Here is a 22,588-nt window from a genome sequence, read left to right on the forward strand (position 1 = left end):
TCCGCCAAAGCACCGCGGCCCCGAAGGCAAGATAGCTCACATCCGCCCCGCATTGGTTGCCGCCCGGAGGAGCTCGGTGGATAATGGTTAGACCAGCTAATTAGCGTTGCTAACTATCAGGAGGCGCACTTCCTCAATGCCTGCACCCGGAGCGGCACACCAAGAGACCCCCCAGTCCATCAGGCCGGACATCCTGGCGATCGACCTTCGGACTGCCGTGATGCGGACCTCCCGCCGGCTTCGCGTTGAGGCCACCGGCGACGTCATTACGCCGGGCCAGTACACGGTGCTGGCCCAGCTCCACAGCGACGGCCCGCGCACCCCCCGCGAACTTGCGGAGCGTGAACATGTGCAGGCACCGTCCATGACCCGGATTGTGAACGCCCTCGCAGAGCTGGGATTTGTGTCCCGGTCAGCGCACCCGGAGGACGGCCGCCAGATCCAGGTGGGCATCACGCCTGCCGGCGTGGACGTCCTGGAAGAGGCGCGGGGCCAGCGGACCGCCTGGCTGGCGCAACGGGTCGCCGGGCTGAGCCCGGCGGACAGGCTGACCCTGAGCCGGGCCGCGCACATCATGCAGGAGATGAGCGCCCGATGAGCGCCACCTTCCGGGCATTGCAGAACCCCAACTACCGGCTGTGGGCCAGCGGGGCGCTTGTGTCCAACATCGGCACCTGGATGCAGAGGGTGGCCCAGGACTGGCTGGTGCTGACCGTCCTCACGGACCATTCCGGCACCGCCGTCGGCATCACCACGGCCCTGCAGTTCCTTCCCATGCTTCTGCTTGGCCCCTATGCAGGAGTCCTCGCAGACCGGCACCGGAAGCGCGTGATCCTGTTGTGGACGCAGTCGGCCATGGGCCTGTGCGGGCTGGTCGTTGGGCTCCTGGTGGTTACCGGCGCGGCGCAGCTGTGGCAGGTGTACGCAGCCGCCCTCTGCCTTGGGCTGGCCAGCGCCATTGACGGGCCCGCACGCCAGGCCTTCGTCTCCGAACTCGTAGGACAGGACGATATCGCCAACGCGGTGTCCCTCAACTCCGCCTCCTTCAACACTGCCCGCCTGACGGGACCTGCGATCGCTGGGGTACTCATCGCCTGGGCCGGCACCGGACCCGTTTTCCTGCTCAACGCCGCCAGCTTCGCCGCCGTCCTGATCTCGCTGGCCCGGATCCGCACGGCGGGACTCGCTCCGGCCCCGCCGGCAGTCCGCAGCAAACACCAGGTCGCCGAGGGGCTGGGCTACGTGCGCCGGCGTCCGGACCTGGTGCTGATCCTCGTCCTGGTGGGCATCCTGGGGGCATTCGGCATGAATTTCCCCATCACCAACGCGCTGATGTCCACGGCGGAATTCGGAATGGGGCCCGGCGAATTCGGGCTCCTGGGCTCCATCATGGCGGTCGGGACACTGGCCGGAGCCCTGCTGGCCGCCCGCAGATCCGGCCCCCGGCTGCGCTTCCTGCTCGGCGGAGCCCTGGGCCTTGGTTTCTTCACGCTGGTAGGCAGCGTCTCGCCGTCGTTCTGGCTGTACGCCGCCGTTCTGGTTCCGGCGGGGCTCGCCTCAATGACGTTCCTGAACAGCTGCAATACGAGCATCCAGCTCTCCGTGGAGCCACAGTTCCGGGGCCGGGTACTTGCTCTTTACCTGGCAACCCTGCAGGGCGGAACTGCCCTGGGGGCCCCGCTCATGGGCTGGCTCGGCAGCACGTTCGGCGCCCGCTGGTCAGTGGCCGCCGGCGGTGCCGTCGTGCTGCTGACCGGATTGCTCGCAGTGATTGTGGTGGTCCGCAGCAGCCGGCTCACCATGCGGCAGCAGCTTCTGGCTTCCTTCCCGCGGAGGCGGGCGGTACATGGGGGCAGCGGTGTGGTTAGCCCTTCGCCGGGAGAGTCATCTCCAGGATGAAGTCTCTCTCCACCGAGTCGCCCAGGGTAAACGACTTCGTCCCCACATTGGTGAAACCCGACTTCTCGTAAAAGCGGATGGCTTTGGCGTTCTGGCTGTTGACCCCCAGCCAGACGCTTGCCGCACCCTGGCCCGCAGCCCAGTCCAAGGAAGCCCGCATGAGCGTGGAGGCTGCGCCCCGTCCGTGGTGGTCCGGGTGCACATAGCATTTGCTCAGCTCGACGGACCGGCGTCCGCCAAGGGCGCGGAGCACGTCGGGGTCCGTTGACTGCCGGTCGACGAGCAGGGTATACCCGTCAAGCCGGCCGCCGCCCTGTTCAAGCACCAGGATGGCGATTTTGCTGTCCGCGAGGTACTCCGCGAATTTGTCCTCGCTGAGCGTCCGCTTGAGGTGGAGCCGGATGTCCTCGGTCGAGGAGCCGGGCGGGCAAGCGAGCGGGAACGTCGCCGCCGCCAAGTCAGCAAGGGCGGCAGCGTCTCCGGCAACAGCCTTCCGGATCATTGGAACTCCAAGGTGTGGGAGCGGGCAGAAATCACTAGAAGTGATTGTAGGCCCGCCCCACCGTTTGGCCGCGGGTCAGCGGCTGCCGGGCGCCTCGGGCTCAACAGCCCATGCCAGGCGGTGAAGGGCACTGGCGGTCCTGCCCCTGAACGCGTGCCAGGCACCTGACCGGGGCGCCGACTCCTCGACGACAGTCGGGGCTTGCGGCAGGGCGCTGTTGGCCAGGTTGTCAGAGCCAGCCAGGAACAGGGCCATCATGCCGGTGCTTTCCATATTTTCTCCAGAACGGTTTCGCAAAAAGGGATCGGCGGCAATCGAATTATTCCCTATCGGTCAACCGGTTGACGAATCGACAGTGGTCCGCAATCGGCACGATGGGCGACGTCAACTTTCGTTGACCCCCTTCTGCCCGTCAACTAAAGTTGACGCCATGGAGGTGGGCCGTTTGAAAACTTTGGTGGGATCCATGGACGGCGACAATCCGGTGAATGGCCTGCAGGCCGTGGCCGAACTGCATCGGGAGATCGGACGGGCGGAAGCGGCCCTGGTGCGGCGGGCCCGGCTGGCGGGTTTGTCATGGGAGGCGATTGCGCATGCCCTCGGCGTCAGTAAACAGGCTGTCCATAAGAAGTACGGCAAGAGATAAAACGTAAAGGACAGGGGGCTCCGCAGGCGGAACCCCCTGTCCTCTTGCGAATCAGAGCAGAATCACAGCTGGCTGTGCAGGCGCTCCAGCTCCGTCTTGGTGACAGGCAGAACCGTGCCGTGGCGCGGTGCGCGGGGCAGCTCGTAGTTGGTGGAGAGCTTCCAGTTGGGGTTTTCCAGGCTGGTGCTTTCCAGCGGGATGTAGCCGCGGCCGCCGAATTCGTCGACGAACAGGTAGTACTTCTCCTCCGTGTTCGACTTGAAGACGGTGGGCCCTTCCACTCCGCCCGTTCCGGCGTTCTTGCCGATGCAGTTGCCCATCAGCGACCAGTTGCGGGGGTTCGTGGCGGGCAGGTCAACGGCCAGCAGGTCCTTGGACTTTTCCTGCATGATGTCCAGGCATCCGGAAACCTGTCCCTCGTCCTTGGTGAACCGGTAGAACGTGTCGCCCTCCTTGATGACGGTGGAGTCAATGACCGAGTTGCCCGGGTCATTCCACACCTTGGCCTCGGTGAAGGTCCGGAAGTCCCGGGTGGTGGAGTACATCATCTTGTTGTACGTGCCGCCGGTGTGGCTGGGATCATTGCCTGCGTAGAGCTTGGAGGCCCAGTACACGACGTAGGCGCCGATCTTTTCGTCGTAGTGGGCTTCCGGAGCCCAGGTGTTCCCCGCGGTGTCCGGCGAGACTTTCACGTGCCGCTGCCCGGACCAGCTGACCAGGTCGGTCGACTCCCAGACCTCGATGTACTGGCTGCCCTGGCGCTGGGAGGAGTCCCAGCTGGTGCCGCTGCCGATGGAGAGGTCCGTGGCGATCATGTAGAACTTGTCGCCTTCGGGCGAACGGATGATGAACGGGTCGCGCAGGCCCTTGGTGCCGAGCCCGGACGTGAGGACCGGCTTTCCGCCGTTCAGCTCGTCCCACTTGAGCGCGTCGTTGCCGCGGCTTGCGGCCATGTAGATGTTCTCGCCGGCGAGGTCGTTGCCGGTGAAGTACGCGAAGGCGTAGCCTTCCTTGGCCTCGGCCTTGGGCAGCGGCAGCACCGTGACGCGGAACTTCTTCCTGGCCTTGGTCTTGCCAAGGGAAACCGTGGCGTGCAGGTTAAGCCTGGCCTGCTCGCTGCCGTAGGCCGGCCGCGTCACCTCGCCGGTGGCAGTGACCACGGACTCGTCGCTCGACGTCCACTCCACTTTCGTTCCGTACAGCCCCGCGGTAGGAAGGGTGATGTTCCCCCGGATCGCCTCGGCATCCCACACGTTCAGGGCCGCCGCGGCCTCGGTGACCTTCTGGTCGTCGCTGATGTCTTCCCGCACCGTGACCGTGAACGTTTTCGACGCCGACGCCTCTCCTGAGGTGGCCGTGGCGGTCAGCGTCACGGTCCTGTCTCCGGTTCCGTTAGGCGGGCGGGTGACCGTGCCCTGGGCTGAGACCGTGGCCGGATCCGAGGAAGACCAGGTGTAAGCCGAGCCGTTCGGGCCGGTGGTGGGCAGCTTCAGGTTGGAGGTCACTGCGGAAGTATCCCCCAACGACAGGTCCTGCAGATCGAGGGCCACCCGCTGTTCCGGGGAAACGTATCCGAGTTCGCGGACCTCGGCTGCCGAGAGGGCGCGGTTGTAGATGCGGAAATCCCGGACCTGCCCCTTGAGGTACTTGTCACCGCTGTAGACCGACCGCCCGAGGTAGTTCGCCGTCGTCGTTCCTCCCCCAATGCTTCCCGGCGTGATGGTGACGCCGGTCTTGCGGGCAACCTCGGTGCCGTCCTCGTAGAGGACGGCGGTGCCGCCGCTGAGGGTGTAGGTGATGGTCTTCCAGGCGCTGCGCGCCAGGTCCCGGTTGGCACTGAGGGTCTGCTCGGTGGACCAGTTGCCGCTCGCGATGGAGGTCCGGTACGCGTTGCCGGTGGTGAACAGGTAGCCGCTGCCGGTGCCGTTGGTGGTGTTGCCCATTCCCCAGATGAAGTAGGGGGCGCCCTGGTCGGCCGCGATCTTCACGTCGGTGGAGACGGTGATGGAGTTGAGCCCGCGCATGACGTCGTTCGGGAGCCGGACGTGGCCGTTTGTACCGCCGAGCTGCAGCCCTTCGCCGCCCAGCGCGGTGGCGTCACCGCTAATCACGCCGTTGCGTCCGTTGCCGGAGCTGTCCTCCGCAACGGTCCCGGAGGCTTCCGTCAGGTTGTATTTGAGGACCAGGCCGTCGTCGACGGCGGAGTGGGCCGGCGCCGCGGCGACCAGCCCGCCGAGCGCCAGGGCAGCCGAAGCGGCCAGCGCGGCCGCCGTTGTCATGGCCGGGCCCGTGCGGGCCCGTGAGTGGGTAGGGAGCATTGAGACACTTTCGTTCGTGCGGCCCGGAGGCCGCGATGGTTGGGTGGGTAAGTCAGGTCAGCCTGGCCACCAGCGCCTGGGCGCCACTGACCAGCAGGTCCCGCAGGGATTGGTCGGCAATGTCCCGGGTGGTGCCGTCGATGTACTGCCCGAGGTAGTGCACGGCCTTGGCCGGGGTTTTCTGGGCGAGTGCTTTGCTGGCCGCTTTCAGCCTGGCACCGAGCATGTTGCCGGTTTCCGCCGTGATCCGGCCGGCCGCGAGCGCCGCCGCCGCAATCTGCTGCAGGTCGTCGATCTCGCTTTCGGGGCTGCCGAACGCGGCCCGCTGGGCTGCACCGTAGATCCGGTCGGCGTCCGCGCGGCTGAGCGAGCCTTCCGAGACCCACGCCGCCGTCACCTGGGCCACGCGCCGAAGCAGCTCCGGCTTGTTGGCGAAGGGGGCTGACTGCCAGACGTCGTCGAGGAGCGTGGTCTTGGTGGCCCGCGCCGGGTTGGCCACGCCGGAATCCACGCCGCCGAACACGACTGAGGCCTCGGTGCGCCGGAAGTACAAGTGGCAGGCATCCTCGGTTCCCTCGAGGAAGGGTGCCAGTTCGATGCCGGCAACGGTGAAGTGCAGGGGCTTGACTGCGACCGGCTGAAGAGCCGGGGAAAGGTCGCCGTTGAGCTTGGCCGTCCCGTAAAGGCTGAACGGGAGAAGATCCGTGCGGGCGTCGCGCGCCACGAGGTGCACCGGCCCATACATGAGGGTCTGCACGGAAGGGTCATCCAGGGCCCGCTCGGCGCGGAGGGTGAACGGCATTTCGACGTCCACAGTGTCCCCGTTCTTCCAGGCCCTGGCGATGCTGAGGTAGGTGCCCGGCGTCGCTGCCGCCTCCGTTACTGCACCATTGACCCGGACGGTGAAGCCGGCGGTGGCCCACGCCGGGACCCGCAGCCGGAGCTCGAACTGCCCGGAGCCCGCAACCTGCAGGGTGGTGCGCTGTTCGAAGGGGTAGGAGGTCTGCTGGGTGACCGTGACGTTCTTCGCAGCCCACCGGAGCGTGGACGGCATGTAGAGGTTGACGTAGAGCGCGCTTCCGTCACCGGCGGTGAAGTAGACCGAATCCTGGTACTTCGTGGCCGACTCGAGGCCGGTGCCCTCGCAGCACGTGGTGCCCTGCTTGGGCGTGAAGTCGCGGACGGCGCCCGGCTGCAGGCCGATGAAGTAGGTGGCCAGCGGCAGCTCCGCACTTTCCTTGTCCTGCTTGGACCCGAGGACCTGGTTGAAAAGTGCCCGCTCGTAATAGTCCATGTACGCGGGGTTCTGCTCCCTGAAGAACAGCTCGCGGGACAGCTTGAGCATGTTGTAGGCGCAACAGGATTCGGCGTCGGTCGCGTTCAGGGTGGCCGCGATCCGGTCCCGCTCCTTCCAGAACTCGCCCTGGCTGGTGCCGCCGATGCTGAACATGCGGGTGGGCACCACCATGGTCCAGAAGTTGCGGGCCGCGGCCAGGTAGCGCTCCTCGCCGGTGGCGTTGTACATCAGCACCAGCCCGGTGAAGATCGGGATGTGCTGGTTGGCATGGAGCCCGGCGAGGATGTCCTTGTCCTGGGCGCACGCATCAATGAGGGAGTCGAGGTCGAAGTACTTGGCGAGCTCCAGGTGCTCCGGCTTGCCCGAGTGCCCGTAGGTCTCCAGGATGGCTTCCACGACGCCGCCGTATTCGCCGCTGGAGAAGATTCCCCACATGCGCTGGCGTACGGCCGGCGTGAGTTTGCTCAACCGCGAGTGCATCCAGTCGCAGAGTCCGGTAGCCAGGTCCAGCGCCTTTGGTTCCGCGGTAGCGGTGTAGGCGTCGAGGAGACCCTTCAGGATCTTGTGCGCGGTGTAATAGGGAGCCCAGACACGGAAGTAGTCCGGCGTGGTCCTGCTCTCCAGCTCGATGAACTGGGTCTCCGGGTACGCGGCCAGGAATCCGGGGTGGCTGGGCACGCCCCAGGTGCGCCGGAGCGCTGCATGCCGGCCCTTACCGGAGGCATCGGCCAGTACGTTTCCGCCGGTTTCGCTGCAGGCGAGGGAGACGACGTTGCCGTTCCCCGCCGAAGTGCCCGACGTGCGGGCTGCCGCCAGCTCGCCGATCTGCCCTGCGGTCAGCGCGGAGGACCAGATGTTCACGTCCTGGTAGGCTCCGGCGAAGTTGGGATCGTTGTACTGCGACCGGCCGAGCCACACCTTGGCGAGGCTTCCCAGGAGGGCCGGGGTCAGAGTCAGGGCAGCATTCCTGCCGGCCTGCTTTCCGTTGACGTACAGCGTTCCGGCCTGGCCGTCCAAGGTGACCGCAACGTGGCTCCACTCGTTGACCGGCAGCGGGGCACCGCCCACGATCGTCTGTTCACCCCCGGCAAAGTTCCGGGTGATGGCGAACCGCGGCAGCCCGGCGCCGTCGCGCTGGGCGAGGAAGGCGTACGTTTTGGTGTCGTTGCCGAAGTCGAAGATGCGTGCCCAGTTCGCCGCCGCCGTCGGGCGCACCCACGCGGTGAAGGTCATGGCCGCCAGCCCGTCAAGGGAGCCCGCGGGGAGCTGGCCGTACATGTAGGAACCGCGGGCAATATCGACGGCGGTCCCGGGCAGGCGTCCGGCAACGGTCTGGATGGCGGGCTCCTGGGCGAGCGCCTGCCGGCATTCGTGCAGGGACGCCACCAGGTTCCGCAGCTTGGTTCCGAAGACCTCCTCCCCCGTGCCCGCATACGCCTGGGCAAGCATGGACATGTGGTGCCCGGTGAAGTGGCCGCGCAGGTTGCCGTTCGCCTCGCCGTCGAGCCCTTCCCAGCCTCCCGCCGGCAGCGGAACCACGCCGTCGAGCGGCCGGAGGCCGGCATTGGCGCGGAAGACGTTGACGTAGCGCCGCTCGTCGTACCCGCGGGCGAAGTTCAGGATCAGCTCACGTTTCCGGGCGAACACCCCCGGCCCCAGGCTGACGTCGGACAGTTTGAAGGGACGGACAGCCGCCGCCGCGGCGGCGAGTGCATTGGTCATCGGGCCCTCCGCGGCCGTCGCGGCTGCGGAGGCAAGCGATGGCAGCCAGGGCAGGGCAGCCGCGGCCGCCCCCAGCCGAAGGATGTTTCGTCTGGACACGTGATTCGTCATTGGATCTCCTGGGTGAATGTTCCGGGTAAAGGGGAAGGCCCGGCTGTGCGATCCAGCCGGGCCTTCCCGGTCAAAGCCGTGGCTTTGGTGTGCTGCCTACTTGCGGGCTGCGGCGAGCCGGATGAAGGTCACCGACTTGGGCTCGAACTCATAGGTGAACGCCGCCCCGGCTCCGTTGAAGGTGCTCGACGCCGGGGCCAGGTTTTGCCCGTCAGCGGTCTGGGTCAGGGTGGTTACAGCGGCCGTGGTGCTGATGTTGGCTGCACCCGTCACCTTGATGTCCACCGGCGTCTTGTCGGCCTTCGTGTTGACCACCTTCACGATGGTGTCCCCGGACTTGGTGTCCTTGGTGACGACGGAGTAGACGGGATCGGCCTGCGTGTCGTCCACCGTTCCCCACAGGACTCCGTCCAGGTAGAGCTTGGCCGTGCGCCCGGTAACCTCGATCCGGATGTCGTATTCATGTCCGGTCTGGATCACGGTGTTCTTTTCGATGACATTCGTCTTGCCGCCGTTGACGGCCTTTTCGACAACGGACTTGGAGTTGTTCCAGCCGCCCAGGTTCCACCAGAAGTAGTTTCCGGTGTCCTTGACGCCGAAGGAGACGAGGAAGCCTTCGGAACCGGCCAGCTTGGTTGCCTTGGTGCTGAGCGTGTAGTTGCTCCAGTCGGCGCTGCCGGCGGTCACCATCGTGTTCTGGGCGGTGGTGCTGGACTGGACGTAGCCGCCGTCCTGGATGGACCAGGATCCGGTACCGTTGCCGGTCCAGGCCGCGGCGGTTCCGGAGAAGTCGTCGCTGAACAGGGTTGCGCCGTCCTGGCCGGTGACCTTCACGTCGTCGTAGCGGGCGGAGGTGGCCCACGTGGACAGGCCGACCTTGCCGGAAATCGGTATCACGGTAGAGGCCGGGTTGTCCTGCGTGCTCGGCACCACCTGGTTGCCGACGTTGTTCATGAACAGCTTCTGCACCTCGTAGTTGGGGGTGGTGCGCACGGAAGTTCCGTTGAAGAACATCATGTCCGGGCTCCACTGCGTGTTCGCTTCGTTCGCGATCAGCGGCGCATAGGACGCCATCTTCACCACGTCCGCATTCCGCTCGAGGCCGGTCATGTAGGAGGCTTCGGCCAATGCGTTCTCAGGCTTGTTTCCGCGGGAGGCGTACTCGCCGAGGAAGACCTTGTAGCTGTTGCGGTCGTAGGAGTCGTAGCGGTGGTTGTTGTTCAGGAACCAGGAGGGGTCGTTGTAGTAGTGCTCGTCCACGAGGTCCACGCCGGTGTCGGCATTGAATTTGGCGAGGTCGTCGAATTCGGGACCCTGGCTGAACGGGCCGGTGTTTCCGATGATCTTGATCTCGGGGTGGGCCTTGCGGACGGCGTTGTAGAACTGGGTGAAGTACTGCTTGAACTCCGGCTTGTACTCCTCGTTGCCCAGGGAAATGCGGTCGAGGTTGTACGGTGCCGGGTGGCCGTAGGCGATGCGCTTGGCGCCCCACTCGGTGCTGGCGTCACCGTTGGCGAACTCGATCAGGTCCAGGGTGTCCTGGATGTAGCGGTCAAGCGTGGCCTGGTCCGGGGCCTGCTCGGTATCGCCGCAGCCGGTCACGCCCACCGGGACCACAGGCACGGGGGCGGCGCCCATGTCCTCGGCCCACTGGAAGTACTCCATGTAGCCCAGGCCGTAGGTCTGGTTGTAGCCCCAGAAGTTCCGGTTCGCCGGGCGCTGCTCCACCGGGCCGATGGTGTCCTTCCACTGGTAGGTGCGGGCCCGTGTGTAGTTGGGGGCCGAGTAGGTGTCATAGCTTCCGGTGTTGACGATGCAGCCGCCGGGGAAGCGCAGGAATCCCGGGTGCAGGTCGTTGATCTTCTCGGCAAGGTCCTTGCGGAGCCCGTTTTCCCTGCCGTTCCAGGTGTCCTTGGGGAACAGCGAAACCATGTCGAGCCGGACGGTGCCGGTTCCCTGGACAAGGGTGGCGAGCCGGCCGGCGTCCGTGGAGGACTTCGGCGACAGCGTCACCTCGTATTTGGCCCAGCTGTCACCCTTGATCTTGACCGTGGCGATGTCCAGCCGGGTACCTTCCGGGGTTTCCAGCGTGACGGCGACGGTGGACCCCACAGGGTTGGACGTGCGCGCCCACACCGAGTAGTTGTACTTTTTGTGCGCCTCGAGCTTTTGCCCGGCGTTCCAGCCGCTGTTGCGCACGCCCACTCCGGCGCCGGTTCCCGCGCCCGCGCTGGTGGCTTCGATCTGCAGGTAGTTCCGGTTGTTTTCGTTCAGCCGGTTGTTGTCATTGACGACAGTGATTGTTCCGGCACTGCCCCGTTTCAGGGTTTCCCAGGCGGTCATCGGGCTGTAGGTGCGGTTGTCGGCGGAGTTGAACTCAAACGACCGGTTCTGGACGAGCTCCGCGTAGATGCCGCCGTCGGCGCCCTGGTTGATGTCCTCGTAGAAGGCTCCATACATGGTGGAATCGATCGACGGCCCGGAACCGGCGGCGTCGATGCTGATGGTCCGGTTCTGGGCGGACTCCGCATTGGCGCCGATGGCCGGCGTCAGTGACAGCAGAGCGGCCGTCAGGGACCCGGCAAGCACCAGGGTGCACGTCCGTTTGGCGGGACTTGGTGGTTTGGATGGCATGGAAGGGAAGGCCTTTCTCCATTGAATGGTTCGCCGGCAACCAGTGTTAACGCTAACAAAACGCCGACCGGAGTTGAGTATTCGACATCTTTCGCATCTTGTAAAGAGGATTCACAAAAATCAGCAGCCTCTCCATACGGGTGCGGAATTGTGACCCGAACTACTTGACGGCCCTGATTGTTAGCGTTCACAATGATCCACGAGCGCATCAGCTCACTTGCAGCAACGGCGGTGTTTGAAGTCTCCCGCCTGCAATGTAACTACGCTTCCGGGAGGATGTTGTGTTTAAGAAATCCCTGCTTGCGGTGGCCGCCGCATCAATGCTTACCCTCACTGCGTGCGGCGGGACCGCTGGTGCCGGCAGTGCTGCCGGCACCAGCGGCGGTGACAAGATCACCATGGGCTTCGCCCAGGTTGGCGCCGAGAGCGGCTGGCGGACGGCCAACACCAAGTCGGTCCAGGATTCGGCGAAGAAGGCCGGAGTCGACCTGAAGTTCTCCGACGCCCAGCAGAAGCAGGAGAACCAGATCAAGGCCATCCGCTCCTACATCCAGCAGAAGGTCGATGTCATCGCGTTCTCTCCCGTGGTGGAGTCCGGCTGGGACACGGTGCTGAAGGAAGCCAAGAACGCCAAGATTCCGGTGATCCTGACGGACCGCGCGGTGGACTCCTCGGACAAGACGCTCTACAAGACCTTCCTCGGCTCCGACTTTGTGGAGGAAGGCAAGAAGGCCGGGGACTGGCTCGTCAAGGAGTCCAAGTCATCAACCGACACCGTCAACATCGTCGAAATCCAGGGCACCACCGGATCCGCACCCGCGAACGACCGGAAGGAAGGCTTCGCGGAAGCCATCAAGGCTGACCCGAAGCTGAAGATCGTCGCCTCGCAGAGCGGCGACTTCACCCGCAGCGGCGGCAAGCAGGTCATGGAGGCCTTCCTCAAGAACAACGCTGACATCGACGTCGTGTTCGCCCACAACGACGACGAGGGCCTCGGCGCCATCGAAGCAATCGAAGCCGCCGGCAAGGTTCCCGGCAAGGACATCAAGATCATCACCATCGACGCCGTGAAGGACGGCATGACGGCGCTGAGCAACGGCAAGATCAACTACATCGTCGAGTGCAGCCCCATGCTCGGCGACCAGCTCATGGATCTCGCGAAGAAGGTCATTGCCGGTGAGACCGTGCCCGAGCGCGTCGTCACCGAGGAGACGACCTTCACGCAGGAGCAGGCCAAGCAGGTTCTTGCCAGCCGCCCGTACTGAGCCGCGGCGCCCCTGAACGTCCGTGCGGCGGCGGATCACCGCCGCCGCACGGCACACCAAACACAGGAAAGACACGAGGATGAACGAAATCGTTCCGGTCGTCGAGATGACCGACATAGCTATTGGATTCCCAGGGGTTAAGGCGCTCGACGGCGTCGATTTCCGCCTCTTCCAGGGTGAGGTCCACTCCCTGATGGGCGAGAACGGAGCCGGGAAGTCCACGCTGATCAAGGCACTGACCGGCGTGTACACCATTGATTCCGGTGCCATCACGGTCCTCGGCGAACCGCAGCGGTTTTCGACACCGGGCGAATCCCAGGCCGCGGGCATCAGCACCGTCTACCAGGAAGTCAACCTCTGCCCCAACCTCACCGTTGAGGAAAACGTCCTGCTGGGCCGCGAGCCCCGCCGTCGGGGTTCCATCGACTGGAAGGACGTGCGGTCCCGGACCCGGGAGGTCCTGGCCGAACTGCAGCTGGACCACATCGATCCCGGATCCCTGCTGTCCACCCATTCCATCGCCGTCCAGCAGCTGATCGCCATCGCCCGTTCGGTGGAGATCAACGCCAAGGTCCTGATCCTGGACGAGCCGACGTCGAGCCTGGACGCCGACGAGGTCAACCAGTTGTTCCGCGTCATCAGGGACCTCCGCGACCGCGGCGTCGCCATCCTCTTCGTTTCTCATTTCCTGGAGCAGGTCTACGAGATCTCCGACCGCATGACCGTCCTGCGCAACGGAAAACTCGTGGGTGAGTACCTGACCCGTGACCTCTCCCGCATGAGCCTCATCTCCAAGATGATCGGCAAGGACATGGAGGCCCTCGCCGAACTGGACCAGGCCCCTGCCCGGACCCGCGCCGGCAGCGGCGCCGGCGCCACGCCCTTCATCGAAGCCCAGGGCCTCGGCCGGAAGGGGTCCGTATCCAACGTGGACCTGGCCATTTATCCGGGTGAAGTGGTGGGCCTGGCCGGCCTGCTCGGTGCCGGCCGGACCGAGATCGCCCGGCTCTTTTTCGGAGCGGACAAGGCCGACGAAGGCTCCATCAAGGTCAAGGGCGCGAGCCAGAAGATCCGTTCGCCGCGGGCGGCCATCGACAAGCGCATCGGATTCTGCTCCGAGGACCGTAAGGAGGAAGGCCTCATCGGGGACCTCACCGTGCGCGACAACCTGGTGCTGGCCATGCAGGCCAGCAAGGGCTGGGCGCGCCGCATCCCCCGCCGCGTCCAGGACGAGCTGGTGGCCGAGTACATTGAAGCCCTCGACATCCGGCCGGCCAACCCCGACGCGCTTATCCGCAACCTCAGCGGCGGAAACCAGCAGAAGGTGCTCCTGGCCCGCTGGCTGGTGACCCACCCCGAACTCCTGATCCTCGACGAGCCCACCCGCGGCATCGACATCGGAGCCAAGACCCAGATCCAGAAACTCGTCAACAAACTCGCCGCCGACGGGATGTCCATCCTCTTCATCTCCTCCGAACTTGAGGAGGTGCTGCGCGTGAGCGACCGCGTCGCGGTCATCAAGGACAGGGCAATGGTCGCCGAAATCAACAACGACGGCGTCTCCGTGGAAGACGTCATGACGGTCATCGCCGGAGGTGCCCAGTGAAATCACTCCTCAAACACCGCCTTGCCTGGCCGGTGATAGCCCTGGCAGCGCTGCTGCTGCTGAACCAGATCTTCCGCCCCGACTTCCTGGGCCTTCGGATGCAGGACGGGCACCTCTACGGCAGCCTGATCGACATCATGCGCAACGGCGCACCCACTATCCTCATCGCCCTCGGCATGACCCTGGTCATCGCCACCCGCGGCATCGACCTCTCAGTCGGCGCAGTGGTGGCGATCGCCGGCGCCGCCTCGTGCGCCTACATCGCCGCCTCCCCCGACCCCGGGTCCCCGGTGACGGCCGCCACGGCGGTCCTCATCGCCGTCGTCGCCGGCCTCGCCCTCGGCGTCTGGAACGGCTTCCTGGTCTCCACCATCGGCGTGCAGCCGATCATCGCCACCCTGGTCCTCATGACAGCCGGCCGCGGAGTCGCCCAGCTCATCACCGGCGGCCAGATCATCTCCGTGTCCAACGACCACTACAAATCGATCGGTGCCGGATACCTGTTCACCCTGCCGATCTCCATCCTCATTACCGCGGCCGTCTTCGCCCTGGCTGCCGTCCTCACCCGGCGCACCGCACTGGGAACCCTGATCGAGGCCGTCGGCATCAACCCCGTCGCCAGCCGCCTGGCCGGACTCCGGGCACGGAACATCATCTGGATCGTCTACATCTTCAGCGCAGTCTGCGCCGCGATTGCCGGCCTGATGATTAGCTCCAACGTCACGGCGGCCGACGCCAACAATGCCGGGCTCTACATCGAAATGGACGCTATCCTGGCCGTCGTCATCGGCGGCACCTCACTGGCAGGCGGGCGCTACACCCTGGTGGGAACCGTCGTCGGGGCCTTCATCATCCAGACACTGACCACCACCGTCTACACGCTCGGGATCCCGCCGGAGGTGACCCTGGTGTTCAAGGCGCTCGTGGTCATCACCGTTTGCCTCCTGCAGGCGCCCAAGGCGCGGAACCTGCTCAACAGGCTCAAGGCAGCACCGAAGCCCGCCGCCAAGGAAGCCGCAAAGGAAAAGGTCGCCATCTAATGTCCCCGCTGTCCACGCTCACGCCCCGGACCCTCAAGAAGCCGTCGCCGGCGCGCAGCCGCCTGCGCGGTGGTGCCCGCTACGCGCCGACCCTGGCCACGGTGGGCCTGTTCCTCGCCATGTTCGCCGTGGGGGCGGGGATGTACCCCAGCTTCCTCTCCGGCCAGGTCTTCCTGAACCTCTTCATCGACAACACCTTCCTCATCGTGCTGGCCGTCGGCATGACCTTCGTGATCCTGACCGGCGGCATCGACCTTTCCGTCGGGGCCGTCGTCGCGCTGTCCATGATGGTGAGCGCCACGCTCCTGCAGCAGGGCTGGAACGCCGGGGCCGTCATCGTCCTTGTGCTCCTCATCGGCGGCGGGCTCGGGCTCCTGATGGGGCTGATCATCCAGTACTTCGACATCCAGCCGTTCATCGTGACCCTGGCCGGCATGTTCCTCGCCCGCGGCCTCTGCTACGTCATCAGCCTGGACTCCATTCCGGTCACCGAAGGATTCTTCACCGGCATGGCGCAGGCACAGATCCCGCTGTCCGGGGACCTCTTCGTCTCACCCGGGGTCCTCCTGGCCCTCGGAATCGTGGCCATCGCCTTCTTCGTCCTGCACCACACCCGCTTCGGCCGGACCGTCTACGCCATCGGCGGCAACGAACACTCGGCCATGCTGATGGGCCTGCCCGTGAAGAGCACCAAGATCCTGGTCTACGCCCTCAGCGGCCTCTGCTCAGCCGTTGCCGGCATCCTGTTCTCGTTCTACAGCCTCTCCGGCTACAGCCTGGCGGCCCAGGGCATGGAGCTCGACGCCATCGCAGCGGTGGTCATCGGCGGCACCCTGCTGACCGGCGGCACCGGCTACGTGCTCGGATCCGTCGTCGGGGTTCTGGTGCTGGGGATCGTCCAGACCTTCATCGCGTACGACGGCACCCTCAGCTCCTGGTGGACCAAGATCGTCATCGGCGGCCTGCTCCTCGTCTTCATCCTGCTGCAGCGGCTCTTCGCCCGGAAGGCCGGCTGACTTTTACCTGTCCCGCTTTGCCCGTTCCTCCCTCCTTCCCGCACGTCGAAAGGACTTTTCAGCATGAATGATTCCGTCAACCGCCAGTTCTCCCGCCGGTCCTTCCTGGGCACCGGATCCGCGGCCGCAGCAGCCTTCGCCGTCGCGGGCGCCGGCGGCGGGGCCCTGGTGGCGGCGCCCGCCGCTGCCGCCGCCGTTGATCCGACTCAGGTGATCAACCCGGTGGTGCCGCAGCGGGCGGACCCGTGGCTCATGAAGCACACGGACGGCAAGTACTACTTCACCGGTTCCGTGCCCGAGTACAACCGCATCATCGTCCGCTCCTCCCACACCATCGCGGGGCTTGGCACCGCTGCGGAAGCGGTGGTGTGGACACGGCCCGCCTCCGGAACCATGGGCGGCCACATCTGGGCTCCGGAGCTGCACCACTTCGACGGCCAGTGGCACATCTACTTCGCCGCCGGGGACAGCAGCGATGTCTTCCGGGTGCGAATCTACGTGATTTCCACAAGCGACGCCGATCCGACCACTGCCGTATGGGGACCGCCGGTCCGCGTGTACACGCATGCCGACACCTTCTCCCTGGATGCCACCACGTTCGAGCACGAGGGCACGCGCTACCTGCTGTGGGCACAAAGCGACACCGGCGTGAACTCCAGCCTGTACATCGCGTCCATGTCGTCGCCGTCAACGCTCTCCAGCACCCCCGTGCGCATCGCTGTTCCGACGCTGGACTGGGAGACCCGGGGCTACAAGGTCAATGAAGGCGCCGCGGTCATCAAGAGGAACGGCGGCATCTTTGTCACCTTCTCCGCCAGCGCCACGGACGCCAACTACTGCATGGGCCTGCTGACGGCGGATGCCAGCGCCGACCTGCTCAACGCATCCTCATGGACGAAGACCCCCGTCCCCGTCTTCGTCACCACCGAGGGCGCCAAACAGTACGGTCCCGGGCACAACTCGTTCACTGTGGACGAGGCCGGAAACGACGTGCTGGTGTACCACGCCCGGTCCTACCGCGCTATCGTCGGCGACCCGCTGTACGACCCCAACCGGCACGCCCGGGTGCAGCGGCTGTACTGGAACGCGGACGGCACGCCGAACTTCGGCGTACCGGTGGGCGATGGCGAACTGCCCGTCCGGCTCGAGCCCGCCTCGGGTCCGGGCACATTCCTGGCGCACGACGGCGCCACCGTCACGGCAGCTTTATCCCCTGCACTGGGGTCATCCCAGTTCCGCATCGCGCCCGGCTACGCCAAGAAGAACTCTGTGGTCATCGAGCCCGTGCTGACGAAGGGCCGCTATCTCCGGGTGCAGGGAACATCGGTGAGCATCGCGACCACGGAGGGGTCGTCGTCGGCCTTCCTTCGGCGGGGCGGTCTGTCGGATGCCGCCGGCGCCTCCTTCGAGTCCGTCGACATCCCGGGCGCCTACCTTGTCCTCCGGCAGGGTGCCCTGGCGCTGGCGAAGGTGGGCAAAGACGAGCGGCCGGCGGCCACGTTCTACCTGCGCTCCTAGTCCTTTCCGAATCCTGAGACTCCCGCGCGCCGGGCGCGTGGGTGACTGCGAATCACTGGTGATGTGGTGGTTGTGCATATGGCAGGGCCAGCGGTCTCACCGCCGGCCCTGCTGTTTTTAACAGGCCCCACCCGAAAGGGTAGTCAGAACCGTCAGAAAACGGCGTTACCCCTGCCCGTTCGTTTCGGAATCATGGATTTCAGGCAGAAGCCATCAGCATCAGCTGGTGCAGCTACTAATCGAAAGGAAAGATCATGACGCGGGAAGAAGCTTACGCAAGGTGCCCCCCGGACTCCTATGTCGAGTTCTACGGCGGCCGGTGGCTCATCGTTCCGTTCGCGCCGGTAGAGCAGCCGCAGTTCTTCGTTTGCTCGCCGGAGAGTGTGGGCGTCTTTAGCGCCAGGCGCGGGTTCGAAATAGCCGGCTTCGATCGCCAAAGGGCAGCCTGAAATTCCCAAAGGGTAGTAGCACGCATCGAAAGGTATTCCTGCATTCACCGGAATGCCTTTTCATCCCTAAGTACAACCCTGTCGAATAACTTTCGTAGAACTCGACGTACGAGTCCGAGGTGCACTCGCAAACGTGTTCGTAGAATGCTACGCCTTCGGCGGCGTCCGGGCGGGCTGGCGTGGAGTCAGGACAAACAGGCTCGCCAGCACCATGACGACGCCGAGCCATCCCAGCGAAGGTAGCCGCTCCCCCACCACCACAACCGCCAGCACGGCGGCGACAACGGTCTCCATGAGGGAAAGGCCCGTTGCGGTGCTCGCGCGGACGCGCGCCAGTCCCCAGCCGAACAAGACGTAGCCGGCGAACATCGGCACAAGCGCCATGTAGGCGCCCACGGTGAAATTGCCCCAGGACTCAAGGAGCGGCCCGCCGGTCACGGCGAGCACTGGCATCAGGAGCACTCCGCCCAGCCCGAACACAGCACCCATGGCGGCGCGGGATGACACTCCCCCGCTGATCAGGCGGTGGGCAGCCCACGAGTACAAAGCGTAGGTGACGCCCGCTACGAGCCCCAGAACGATTCCTGCCGGCGCGGCCCAGGGTTCGGCAAGGGCGCCCGGGCGTTCCGCACCGCCACCGGCAAAGCACAGCAGTCCGGCGCCCGCCACCCCGATCAGCGCGCCGAGCATCCAGCGGCGGGTCAGCACTTTCCGCTCCGCAAAACGCTCGATGATGGCCGATGCCAGAGGGGCTGAGCCGATCGAGACCACCGTTCCGAGCGCCACGCCGGCCAGGTGCATGGAGCTGTAGAAGGCAAGAGGGTACACGGCCACCGCCGCGGCACCCAGGGAAACCAGCAGCCACCGGCCGCGGAGGCTGCCCCAATGACTGGCAATCGGGTGCACCGCGTATAGCGCCTGCAGCAATCCGCCCACACCCATTGCCACGGCGCCGATAGCCAGCGGACTCACCGACGGTGCGAACGTGGCGACGGTACCGGTGGTGCCCCAAAGCACCGACGCGCCCACAACAAAAACCGCACCCAGGAGGGGCCCGCTGAATCGGCCACGCACCGCTTTCATAGCTCCGCCAGCATCCGGGCCGCGATTATCCGGGCCTCGCGCAGGCAGCGGTCTCCGCCTTCAAGGCCGGCCCTCGCCATTGAACCCTCGAGCAGGAACGCCAGGTGCCGGGCAACCCTGCCTGCCGCTTCATCCTGCTGCGGCAGCAGCGCCGCCAGGTGCCTGAGCAGGAGGCCCTCGACCTCTTCCTTGTGCTGCCGTACGGCCTGCCGCCCCGGAGCCCCCGCAGGAAGTTCCGCGGCAGCGTTGAGCAGGCCGCACCCCCTGAAACCGTGTTCGTAGGCAAAGTTCGCGTGGTCGATGTAGGCGTCGAACACCGCCAGGACACGCTCCTGGGCGCCGGCCGCCGACGCTACCCGATCCCGGTACAGGGCGAGCCATTCCTCATGCCGGTCGGCGAGGTAGGCCGCCACCAGGTCCGCCTTGGACGCGAAGTTGTTGTAGAGGCTTTTCTTGGCCACCCCGGCCGCCGTCGTGATGGCGTCGATGCCCGTGGCCGCAACGCCGTCGGCATAGAAGAGCCGCGCCGCAGCCTCCAGGAGCGATGCGCGGGCAGGCCGCTTTGCTCGGCCTTCAGGTGCAGTCACTGCTAAAACCTCCTGCAGCAGATAGAGAGTAGGTAGGCCAGTCTACCTACTCACTATCTGCGCTCAAAATCCCCGCAACCCCGGGAGGCGCACGTCCAAACAGCGCCAGGCACTGCCGTCATTGTCATCAATCTGTGTCTTGCTTCACAGCCTCGGCGGGGATAATATAGTCCTTGATTGTTAGCGCTAACAGTGATGTTGGGGCAGCCGGAGTCCCCGCTCCGGTGATAACAGCCTCCGGTGCCGGTCCTGCGGAACGGCCTCGGTACGCCGGACACAAGTGGCCGGCTCTGGCGGAAAGTACATACGCTTTCCGCTCAAGCACCGATTCGTGGCCCGACCAGGCCACGGAAGGAGAATAACGTGAGAATCAAGAAACTCCTGGGCGCCGTCGCCGTCGTCCTGGCTGTTACGGTGGGGGCCACCGGCTGCGGAAGCCGCCCCGGCGCCGCCACCAACTCCAGCAGCGCCGACGCTGCCGGTGCCCTGGTGGGAATCTCCATGCCGACACAGACGTCGGAACGCTGGATCGCGGACGGCAAGAACGTCTCCGAATCCCTGACCAAGCTCGGCTACAAAACGGACCTGCAGTACGCCAACGACGACATTCCCACCCAGGTCTCGCAGATCGAGAACATGCTGACCAAGGGCGCCAAGTCCCTGATCATCGCCGCCATCGACGGCACTACGCTGACAGATGTCCTGGCCAAGGCCAAGGAACAGAACGTCAAGGTCATCGCCTACGACCGGCTGATCAACGGCACCCCGAACGTGGACTACTACACCACCTTCGACAACTATGAGGTGGGCGTCCAGCAGGCCACCTCGCTGCTGACCGGGCTGGGCCTGGTGGACGCCTCCGGCAAGAAGGTCGAGGGCAAGGGCCCGTTCAACGTGGAACTCTTCGCGGGCAGCCCCGACGACAACAACGCCAACTTCTTCTGGACCGGTGCCATGGACACCCTGAAGCCGTACCTGGACGCCGGCACCCTCAAGGTGCCCAGCGGCCAGACCAAGTTCGAGCAGGCCGCCATCCTGCGCTGGCAGGCGGCAACCGCCCAGAAGCGGATGGAAGACATCCTCACCGCCGCTTACGGTTCAGGCAAGAAGCTCGACGGCGTGCTGTCGCCCTATGACGGCCTCTCCATCGGCATCATCTCGGCCCTGACCAGCACCGGCGGCTACTCCAAGGGCGCCCTGCCGGTCGTGACCGGCCAGGACGCGGAAAAGGGCTCGGTGAAGTCCATCGTCGCCGGCGAGCAGTACTCCACGATCTTCAAGGACACCCGCAAGCTCGGCGAGCAGGCCGTGAAGATGGTGGACGCCGTCCTGAAGGGCCAGCAGCCCGAGACCAATGACACCGAGACCTACAACAACAAGGTCAAGGTGGTCCCGGCCTTCCTGCTGAAGTCCGTGATCGTCACCAAGGACAATTACAAGCAGGAACTCATCGACTCCGGTTACTACACCGACGCCGACATCAAGTAGCAGCATTGCGGGGGTGCCTGCAGGCGCGGGCACCCCCTCCCCCTCAACAGATCAGCTCATCGAACAGATCAGCGGGAAATAACCAATGAACGTACCCATTCTTCAGATGCGCGGGATCACCAAGACCTTCCCCGGCGTCAAGGCACTCCAGGATGTCACGCTGGATGTGAACCGCGGCGAGGTCCACGCGATCTGCGGCGAAAACGGGGCAGGCAAGTCCACCCTGATGAAGGTGCTCTCCGGCGTCTACGCCCACAACACCTTCGAGGGGGACATCCTCTTCGAGAACGAACGCTGCGACTTCGCGTCCATCGGCGACAGCGAGAAGCGCGGCATCGTGATCATTCACCAGGAGCTGGCCCTGAGCCCGTACCTGTCCATCGCGGAAAACATCTTCCTGGGCAACGAAATGGCTTCCCGCGGCTGGGTCGACTGGCGCAAGACGAACCTGGAAGCGGCCAAGCTGCTGGCCCGGGTTGGCCTGGACGAAAACCCGGTCACCCCCATCCAGCACATCAGCGTGGGCAAGCAGCAGCTCGTCGAAATCGCCAAGGCGCTGTCCAAGGAGGTGAAGCTGCTGATCCTGGACGAGCCCACCGCGGCCCTGAACGACGAGGACTCGGACCACCTGCTGGACCTGATCCTGCACCTGAAAGGCCAAGGCGTCACCAGCATCATCATCAGCCACAAACTCAACGAAATCCGCAAGGTCGCGGACGCCGTCACCATCATCCGCGACGGCAAGTCCATCGAAACCCTGCGCGTGGACCAGGGCCAGATCACCCAGGAACGCATCATCCGCGGCATGGTGGGCCGTGACCTGGACAGCCTCTACCCCGAGCGGGAACCGCAGATCGGCGAAGAAGTCCTGCGCATCGAGGACTGGACGGTACAGCACCCGCAGGACCACAGCCGCACCGTGGTGCACAACGCCAGCCTGAACGTCCGCAAGGGCGAAGTGGTGGGGCTCGCGGGCCTCATGGGAGCCGGCCGCACGGAACTGGCCATGAGTGTCTTCGGCCGCACGTACGGCCGCACCGTCTCCGGAAAGGTGTTCAAGTACGGCAAGGAAATCAACACTTCCACCGTCCCTGAGGCCATCCGCCACGGCATCGCCTACGCCACCGAGGACCGCAAGCACTACGGTCTGAACCTCATCGAGGACATCAAGCGGAACATCTCCATGGCCGCCCTGCCCAAGATCGCCAAGCGCGGCTGGGTGGACAAGAACAAGGAAACCACGGTGGCCAACAGCTACCGGAAGAGCATGAACATCAAGGCCCCGTCCGTCGCCGCCATCACCGGGAAGCTCTCCGGCGGCAACCAGCAAAAGGTGGTCCTCAGCAAATGGATGTTCTCCGATCCCGACGTGCTGATCCTGGACGAGCCCACCCGGGGCATCGACGT

Annotated in this window: 18 protein-coding genes; 11 read left to right on the plus strand and 7 right to left on the minus strand. The window is 65.3% G+C overall.

Annotation, left to right across the window (positions count from 1 at the left end; translation table 11 throughout):
* The first annotated feature begins 136 nt into the window (after nt 1-136).
* Entirely contained in the window at nt 137-598 is a 462-nt protein-coding gene (locus ARGLB_RS08265) for a MarR family winged helix-turn-helix transcriptional regulator (protein WP_003801067.1), read from the plus strand.
* A complete protein-coding gene (locus tag ARGLB_RS08270) occupies nt 595-1,899 on the plus strand; it encodes an MFS transporter (protein ID WP_003801069.1) in 1,305 nt (434 codons plus the stop codon). The genes ARGLB_RS08265 and ARGLB_RS08270 overlap by 4 nt, the downstream gene beginning before the upstream one ends.
* On the opposite strand, the gene ARGLB_RS08275 is transcribed toward ARGLB_RS08270, so the two are convergent.
* On the minus strand, nt 1,865-2,401 hold the full coding sequence (locus ARGLB_RS08275; protein WP_003801071.1) for a GNAT family N-acetyltransferase: 537 nt from the start codon (nt 2,399-2,401) through the stop codon (nt 1,865-1,867). The genes ARGLB_RS08270 and ARGLB_RS08275 overlap by 35 nt on opposite strands.
* A 75-nt stretch (nt 2,402-2,476) precedes the next feature.
* Nucleotides 2,477-2,674, minus strand: coding sequence for a hypothetical protein (locus ARGLB_RS08280; RefSeq protein ID WP_003801072.1), 198 nt, complete (start codon nt 2,672-2,674; stop codon nt 2,477-2,479).
* Between the two features lie 157 nt (nt 2,675-2,831).
* Here ARGLB_RS08280 and ARGLB_RS08285 point away from each other — a divergent pair, with 157 nt between their 5' ends.
* A complete protein-coding gene (locus tag ARGLB_RS08285; RefSeq protein ID WP_003801074.1) occupies nt 2,832-3,047 on the plus strand; it encodes a hypothetical protein in 216 nt (71 codons plus the stop codon).
* A 62-nt stretch (nt 3,048-3,109) separates the two neighbouring features.
* Here ARGLB_RS08285 and ARGLB_RS08290 read toward each other — a convergent pair whose 3' ends face one another.
* From ARGLB_RS08290 to ARGLB_RS08300, 3 genes are all read right to left on the minus strand, one after another.
* The gene (locus tag ARGLB_RS08290; RefSeq protein ID WP_003801076.1) at nt 3,110-5,365 is read right to left on the minus strand and encodes an immunoglobulin-like domain-containing protein; all 2,256 of its coding nucleotides are present in this window, start codon (nt 5,363-5,365) and stop codon (nt 3,110-3,112) included.
* A gap of 52 nt (nt 5,366-5,417) precedes the next feature.
* The gene (locus ARGLB_RS08295) at nt 5,418-8,495 is read right to left on the minus strand and encodes a beta-L-arabinofuranosidase domain-containing protein (protein ID WP_003801078.1); all 3,078 of its coding nucleotides are present in this window, start codon (nt 8,493-8,495) and stop codon (nt 5,418-5,420) included.
* Nucleotides 8,496-8,591: 96 nt separating this feature from the next.
* Entirely contained in the window at nt 8,592-11,129 is a 2,538-nt protein-coding gene (locus tag ARGLB_RS08300; RefSeq protein WP_003801080.1) for an alpha-L-arabinofuranosidase family protein, read from the minus strand.
* Between the two features lie 281 nt (nt 11,130-11,410).
* Between ARGLB_RS08300 and ARGLB_RS08305 the strand changes: the two genes are divergently transcribed.
* The 6 genes from ARGLB_RS08305 (at nt 11,411) to ARGLB_RS08330 (ending at nt 18,023) form a co-directional block, all read left to right on the plus strand.
* Entirely contained in the window at nt 11,411-12,394 is a 984-nt protein-coding gene (locus tag ARGLB_RS08305) for an ABC transporter substrate-binding protein (protein WP_003801082.1), read from the plus strand.
* 79 nt (nt 12,395-12,473) lie between these two features.
* Nucleotides 12,474-14,000 carry a sugar ABC transporter ATP-binding protein gene (locus ARGLB_RS08310; protein WP_003801084.1) on the plus strand — a complete coding sequence of 509 codons (1,527 nt, stop codon included), beginning with the start codon at nt 12,474-12,476 and terminating at the stop codon, nt 13,998-14,000.
* Nucleotides 13,997-15,040 carry an ABC transporter permease gene (locus ARGLB_RS08315; protein WP_003801085.1) on the plus strand — a complete coding sequence of 348 codons (1,044 nt, stop codon included), beginning with the start codon at nt 13,997-13,999 and terminating at the stop codon, nt 15,038-15,040. The genes ARGLB_RS08310 and ARGLB_RS08315 overlap by 4 nt, the downstream gene beginning before the upstream one ends.
* Nucleotides 15,040-16,056, plus strand: coding sequence for a galactofuranose ABC transporter, permease protein YjfF (yjfF, locus tag ARGLB_RS08320; protein WP_003801087.1), 1,017 nt, complete (start codon nt 15,040-15,042; stop codon nt 16,054-16,056). The genes ARGLB_RS08315 and yjfF overlap by 1 nt, the downstream gene beginning before the upstream one ends.
* A 63-nt stretch (nt 16,057-16,119) precedes the next feature.
* Entirely contained in the window at nt 16,120-17,574 is a 1,455-nt protein-coding gene (locus ARGLB_RS08325; protein WP_003801089.1) for a family 43 glycosylhydrolase, read from the plus strand.
* A 254-nt stretch (nt 17,575-17,828) separates the two neighbouring features.
* A complete protein-coding gene (locus ARGLB_RS08330; protein ID WP_003801091.1) occupies nt 17,829-18,023 on the plus strand; it encodes a hypothetical protein in 195 nt (64 codons plus the stop codon).
* A 147-nt stretch (nt 18,024-18,170) separates the two neighbouring features.
* Here the strand turns inward: ARGLB_RS08330 and ARGLB_RS08335 are convergent, their stop codons facing one another.
* Together ARGLB_RS08335 and ARGLB_RS08340 are read right to left on the minus strand one after the other, a co-directional pair.
* Nucleotides 18,171-19,106 carry a DMT family transporter gene (locus ARGLB_RS08335; RefSeq protein WP_003801093.1) on the minus strand — a complete coding sequence of 312 codons (936 nt, stop codon included), beginning with the start codon at nt 19,104-19,106 and terminating at the stop codon, nt 18,171-18,173.
* Nucleotides 19,103-19,693, minus strand: a complete 591-nt coding sequence (locus ARGLB_RS08340) for a TetR/AcrR family transcriptional regulator (protein WP_003801096.1) — start codon at nt 19,691-19,693, stop codon at nt 19,103-19,105. Before ARGLB_RS08340 ends, ARGLB_RS08335 begins: the two co-directional genes overlap by 4 nt.
* Nucleotides 19,694-20,056: 363 nt before the next feature.
* On the opposite strand from ARGLB_RS08340, the gene chvE reads away from it, so the two are divergent.
* The gene (chvE, locus tag ARGLB_RS08345; RefSeq protein ID WP_003801098.1) at nt 20,057-21,181 is read left to right on the plus strand and encodes a multiple monosaccharide ABC transporter substrate-binding protein; all 1,125 of its coding nucleotides are present in this window, start codon (nt 20,057-20,059) and stop codon (nt 21,179-21,181) included.
* A gap of 85 nt (nt 21,182-21,266) precedes the next feature.
* Nucleotides 21,267-22,588: ATP-binding cassette domain-containing protein (locus ARGLB_RS08350; RefSeq protein WP_003801099.1), on the plus strand; the 1,322-nt coding region annotated here is incomplete at its 3' end.

The sequence above is a fragment of the Arthrobacter globiformis NBRC 12137 genome, assembly GCF_000238915.1.
Lineage (GTDB): Bacteria > Actinomycetota > Actinomycetes > Actinomycetales > Micrococcaceae > Arthrobacter > Arthrobacter globiformis.

Bases quoted from the DNA above. Each gene is read 5' to 3' on its own strand.
- ARGLB_RS08265 (WP_003801067.1), top strand. From the start codon at position 137: ATGCCTGCACCCGGAGCGGCACACCAAGAGACCCCCCAGTCCATCAGG.
- ARGLB_RS08270 (WP_003801069.1), top strand. From the start codon at position 595: ATGAGCGCCACCTTCCGGGCATTGCAGAACCCCAACTACCGGCTGTGG.
- ARGLB_RS08275 (WP_003801071.1), bottom strand. From the start codon at position 2,401: ATGATCCGGAAGGCTGTTGCCGGAGACGCTGCCGCCCTTGCTGACTTG.
- ARGLB_RS08280 (WP_003801072.1), bottom strand. From the start codon at position 2,674: ATGGAAAGCACCGGCATGATGGCCCTGTTCCTGGCTGGCTCTGACAAC.
- ARGLB_RS08285 (WP_003801074.1), top strand. From the start codon at position 2,832: ATGGAGGTGGGCCGTTTGAAAACTTTGGTGGGATCCATGGACGGCGAC.
- ARGLB_RS08290 (WP_003801076.1), bottom strand. From the start codon at position 5,365: ATGCTCCCTACCCACTCACGGGCCCGCACGGGCCCGGCCATGACAACG.
- ARGLB_RS08295 (WP_003801078.1), bottom strand. From the start codon at position 8,495: ATGACGAATCACGTGTCCAGACGAAACATCCTTCGGCTGGGGGCGGCC.
- ARGLB_RS08300 (WP_003801080.1), bottom strand. From the start codon at position 11,129: ATGCCATCCAAACCACCAAGTCCCGCCAAACGGACGTGCACCCTGGTG.
- ARGLB_RS08310 (WP_003801084.1), top strand. From the start codon at position 12,474: ATGAACGAAATCGTTCCGGTCGTCGAGATGACCGACATAGCTATTGGA.
- yjfF (WP_003801087.1), top strand. From the start codon at position 15,040: ATGTCCCCGCTGTCCACGCTCACGCCCCGGACCCTCAAGAAGCCGTCG.
- ARGLB_RS08325 (WP_003801089.1), top strand. From the start codon at position 16,120: ATGAATGATTCCGTCAACCGCCAGTTCTCCCGCCGGTCCTTCCTGGGC.
- ARGLB_RS08330 (WP_003801091.1), top strand. From the start codon at position 17,829: ATGACGCGGGAAGAAGCTTACGCAAGGTGCCCCCCGGACTCCTATGTC.
- ARGLB_RS08335 (WP_003801093.1), bottom strand. From the start codon at position 19,106: ATGAAAGCGGTGCGTGGCCGATTCAGCGGGCCCCTCCTGGGTGCGGTT.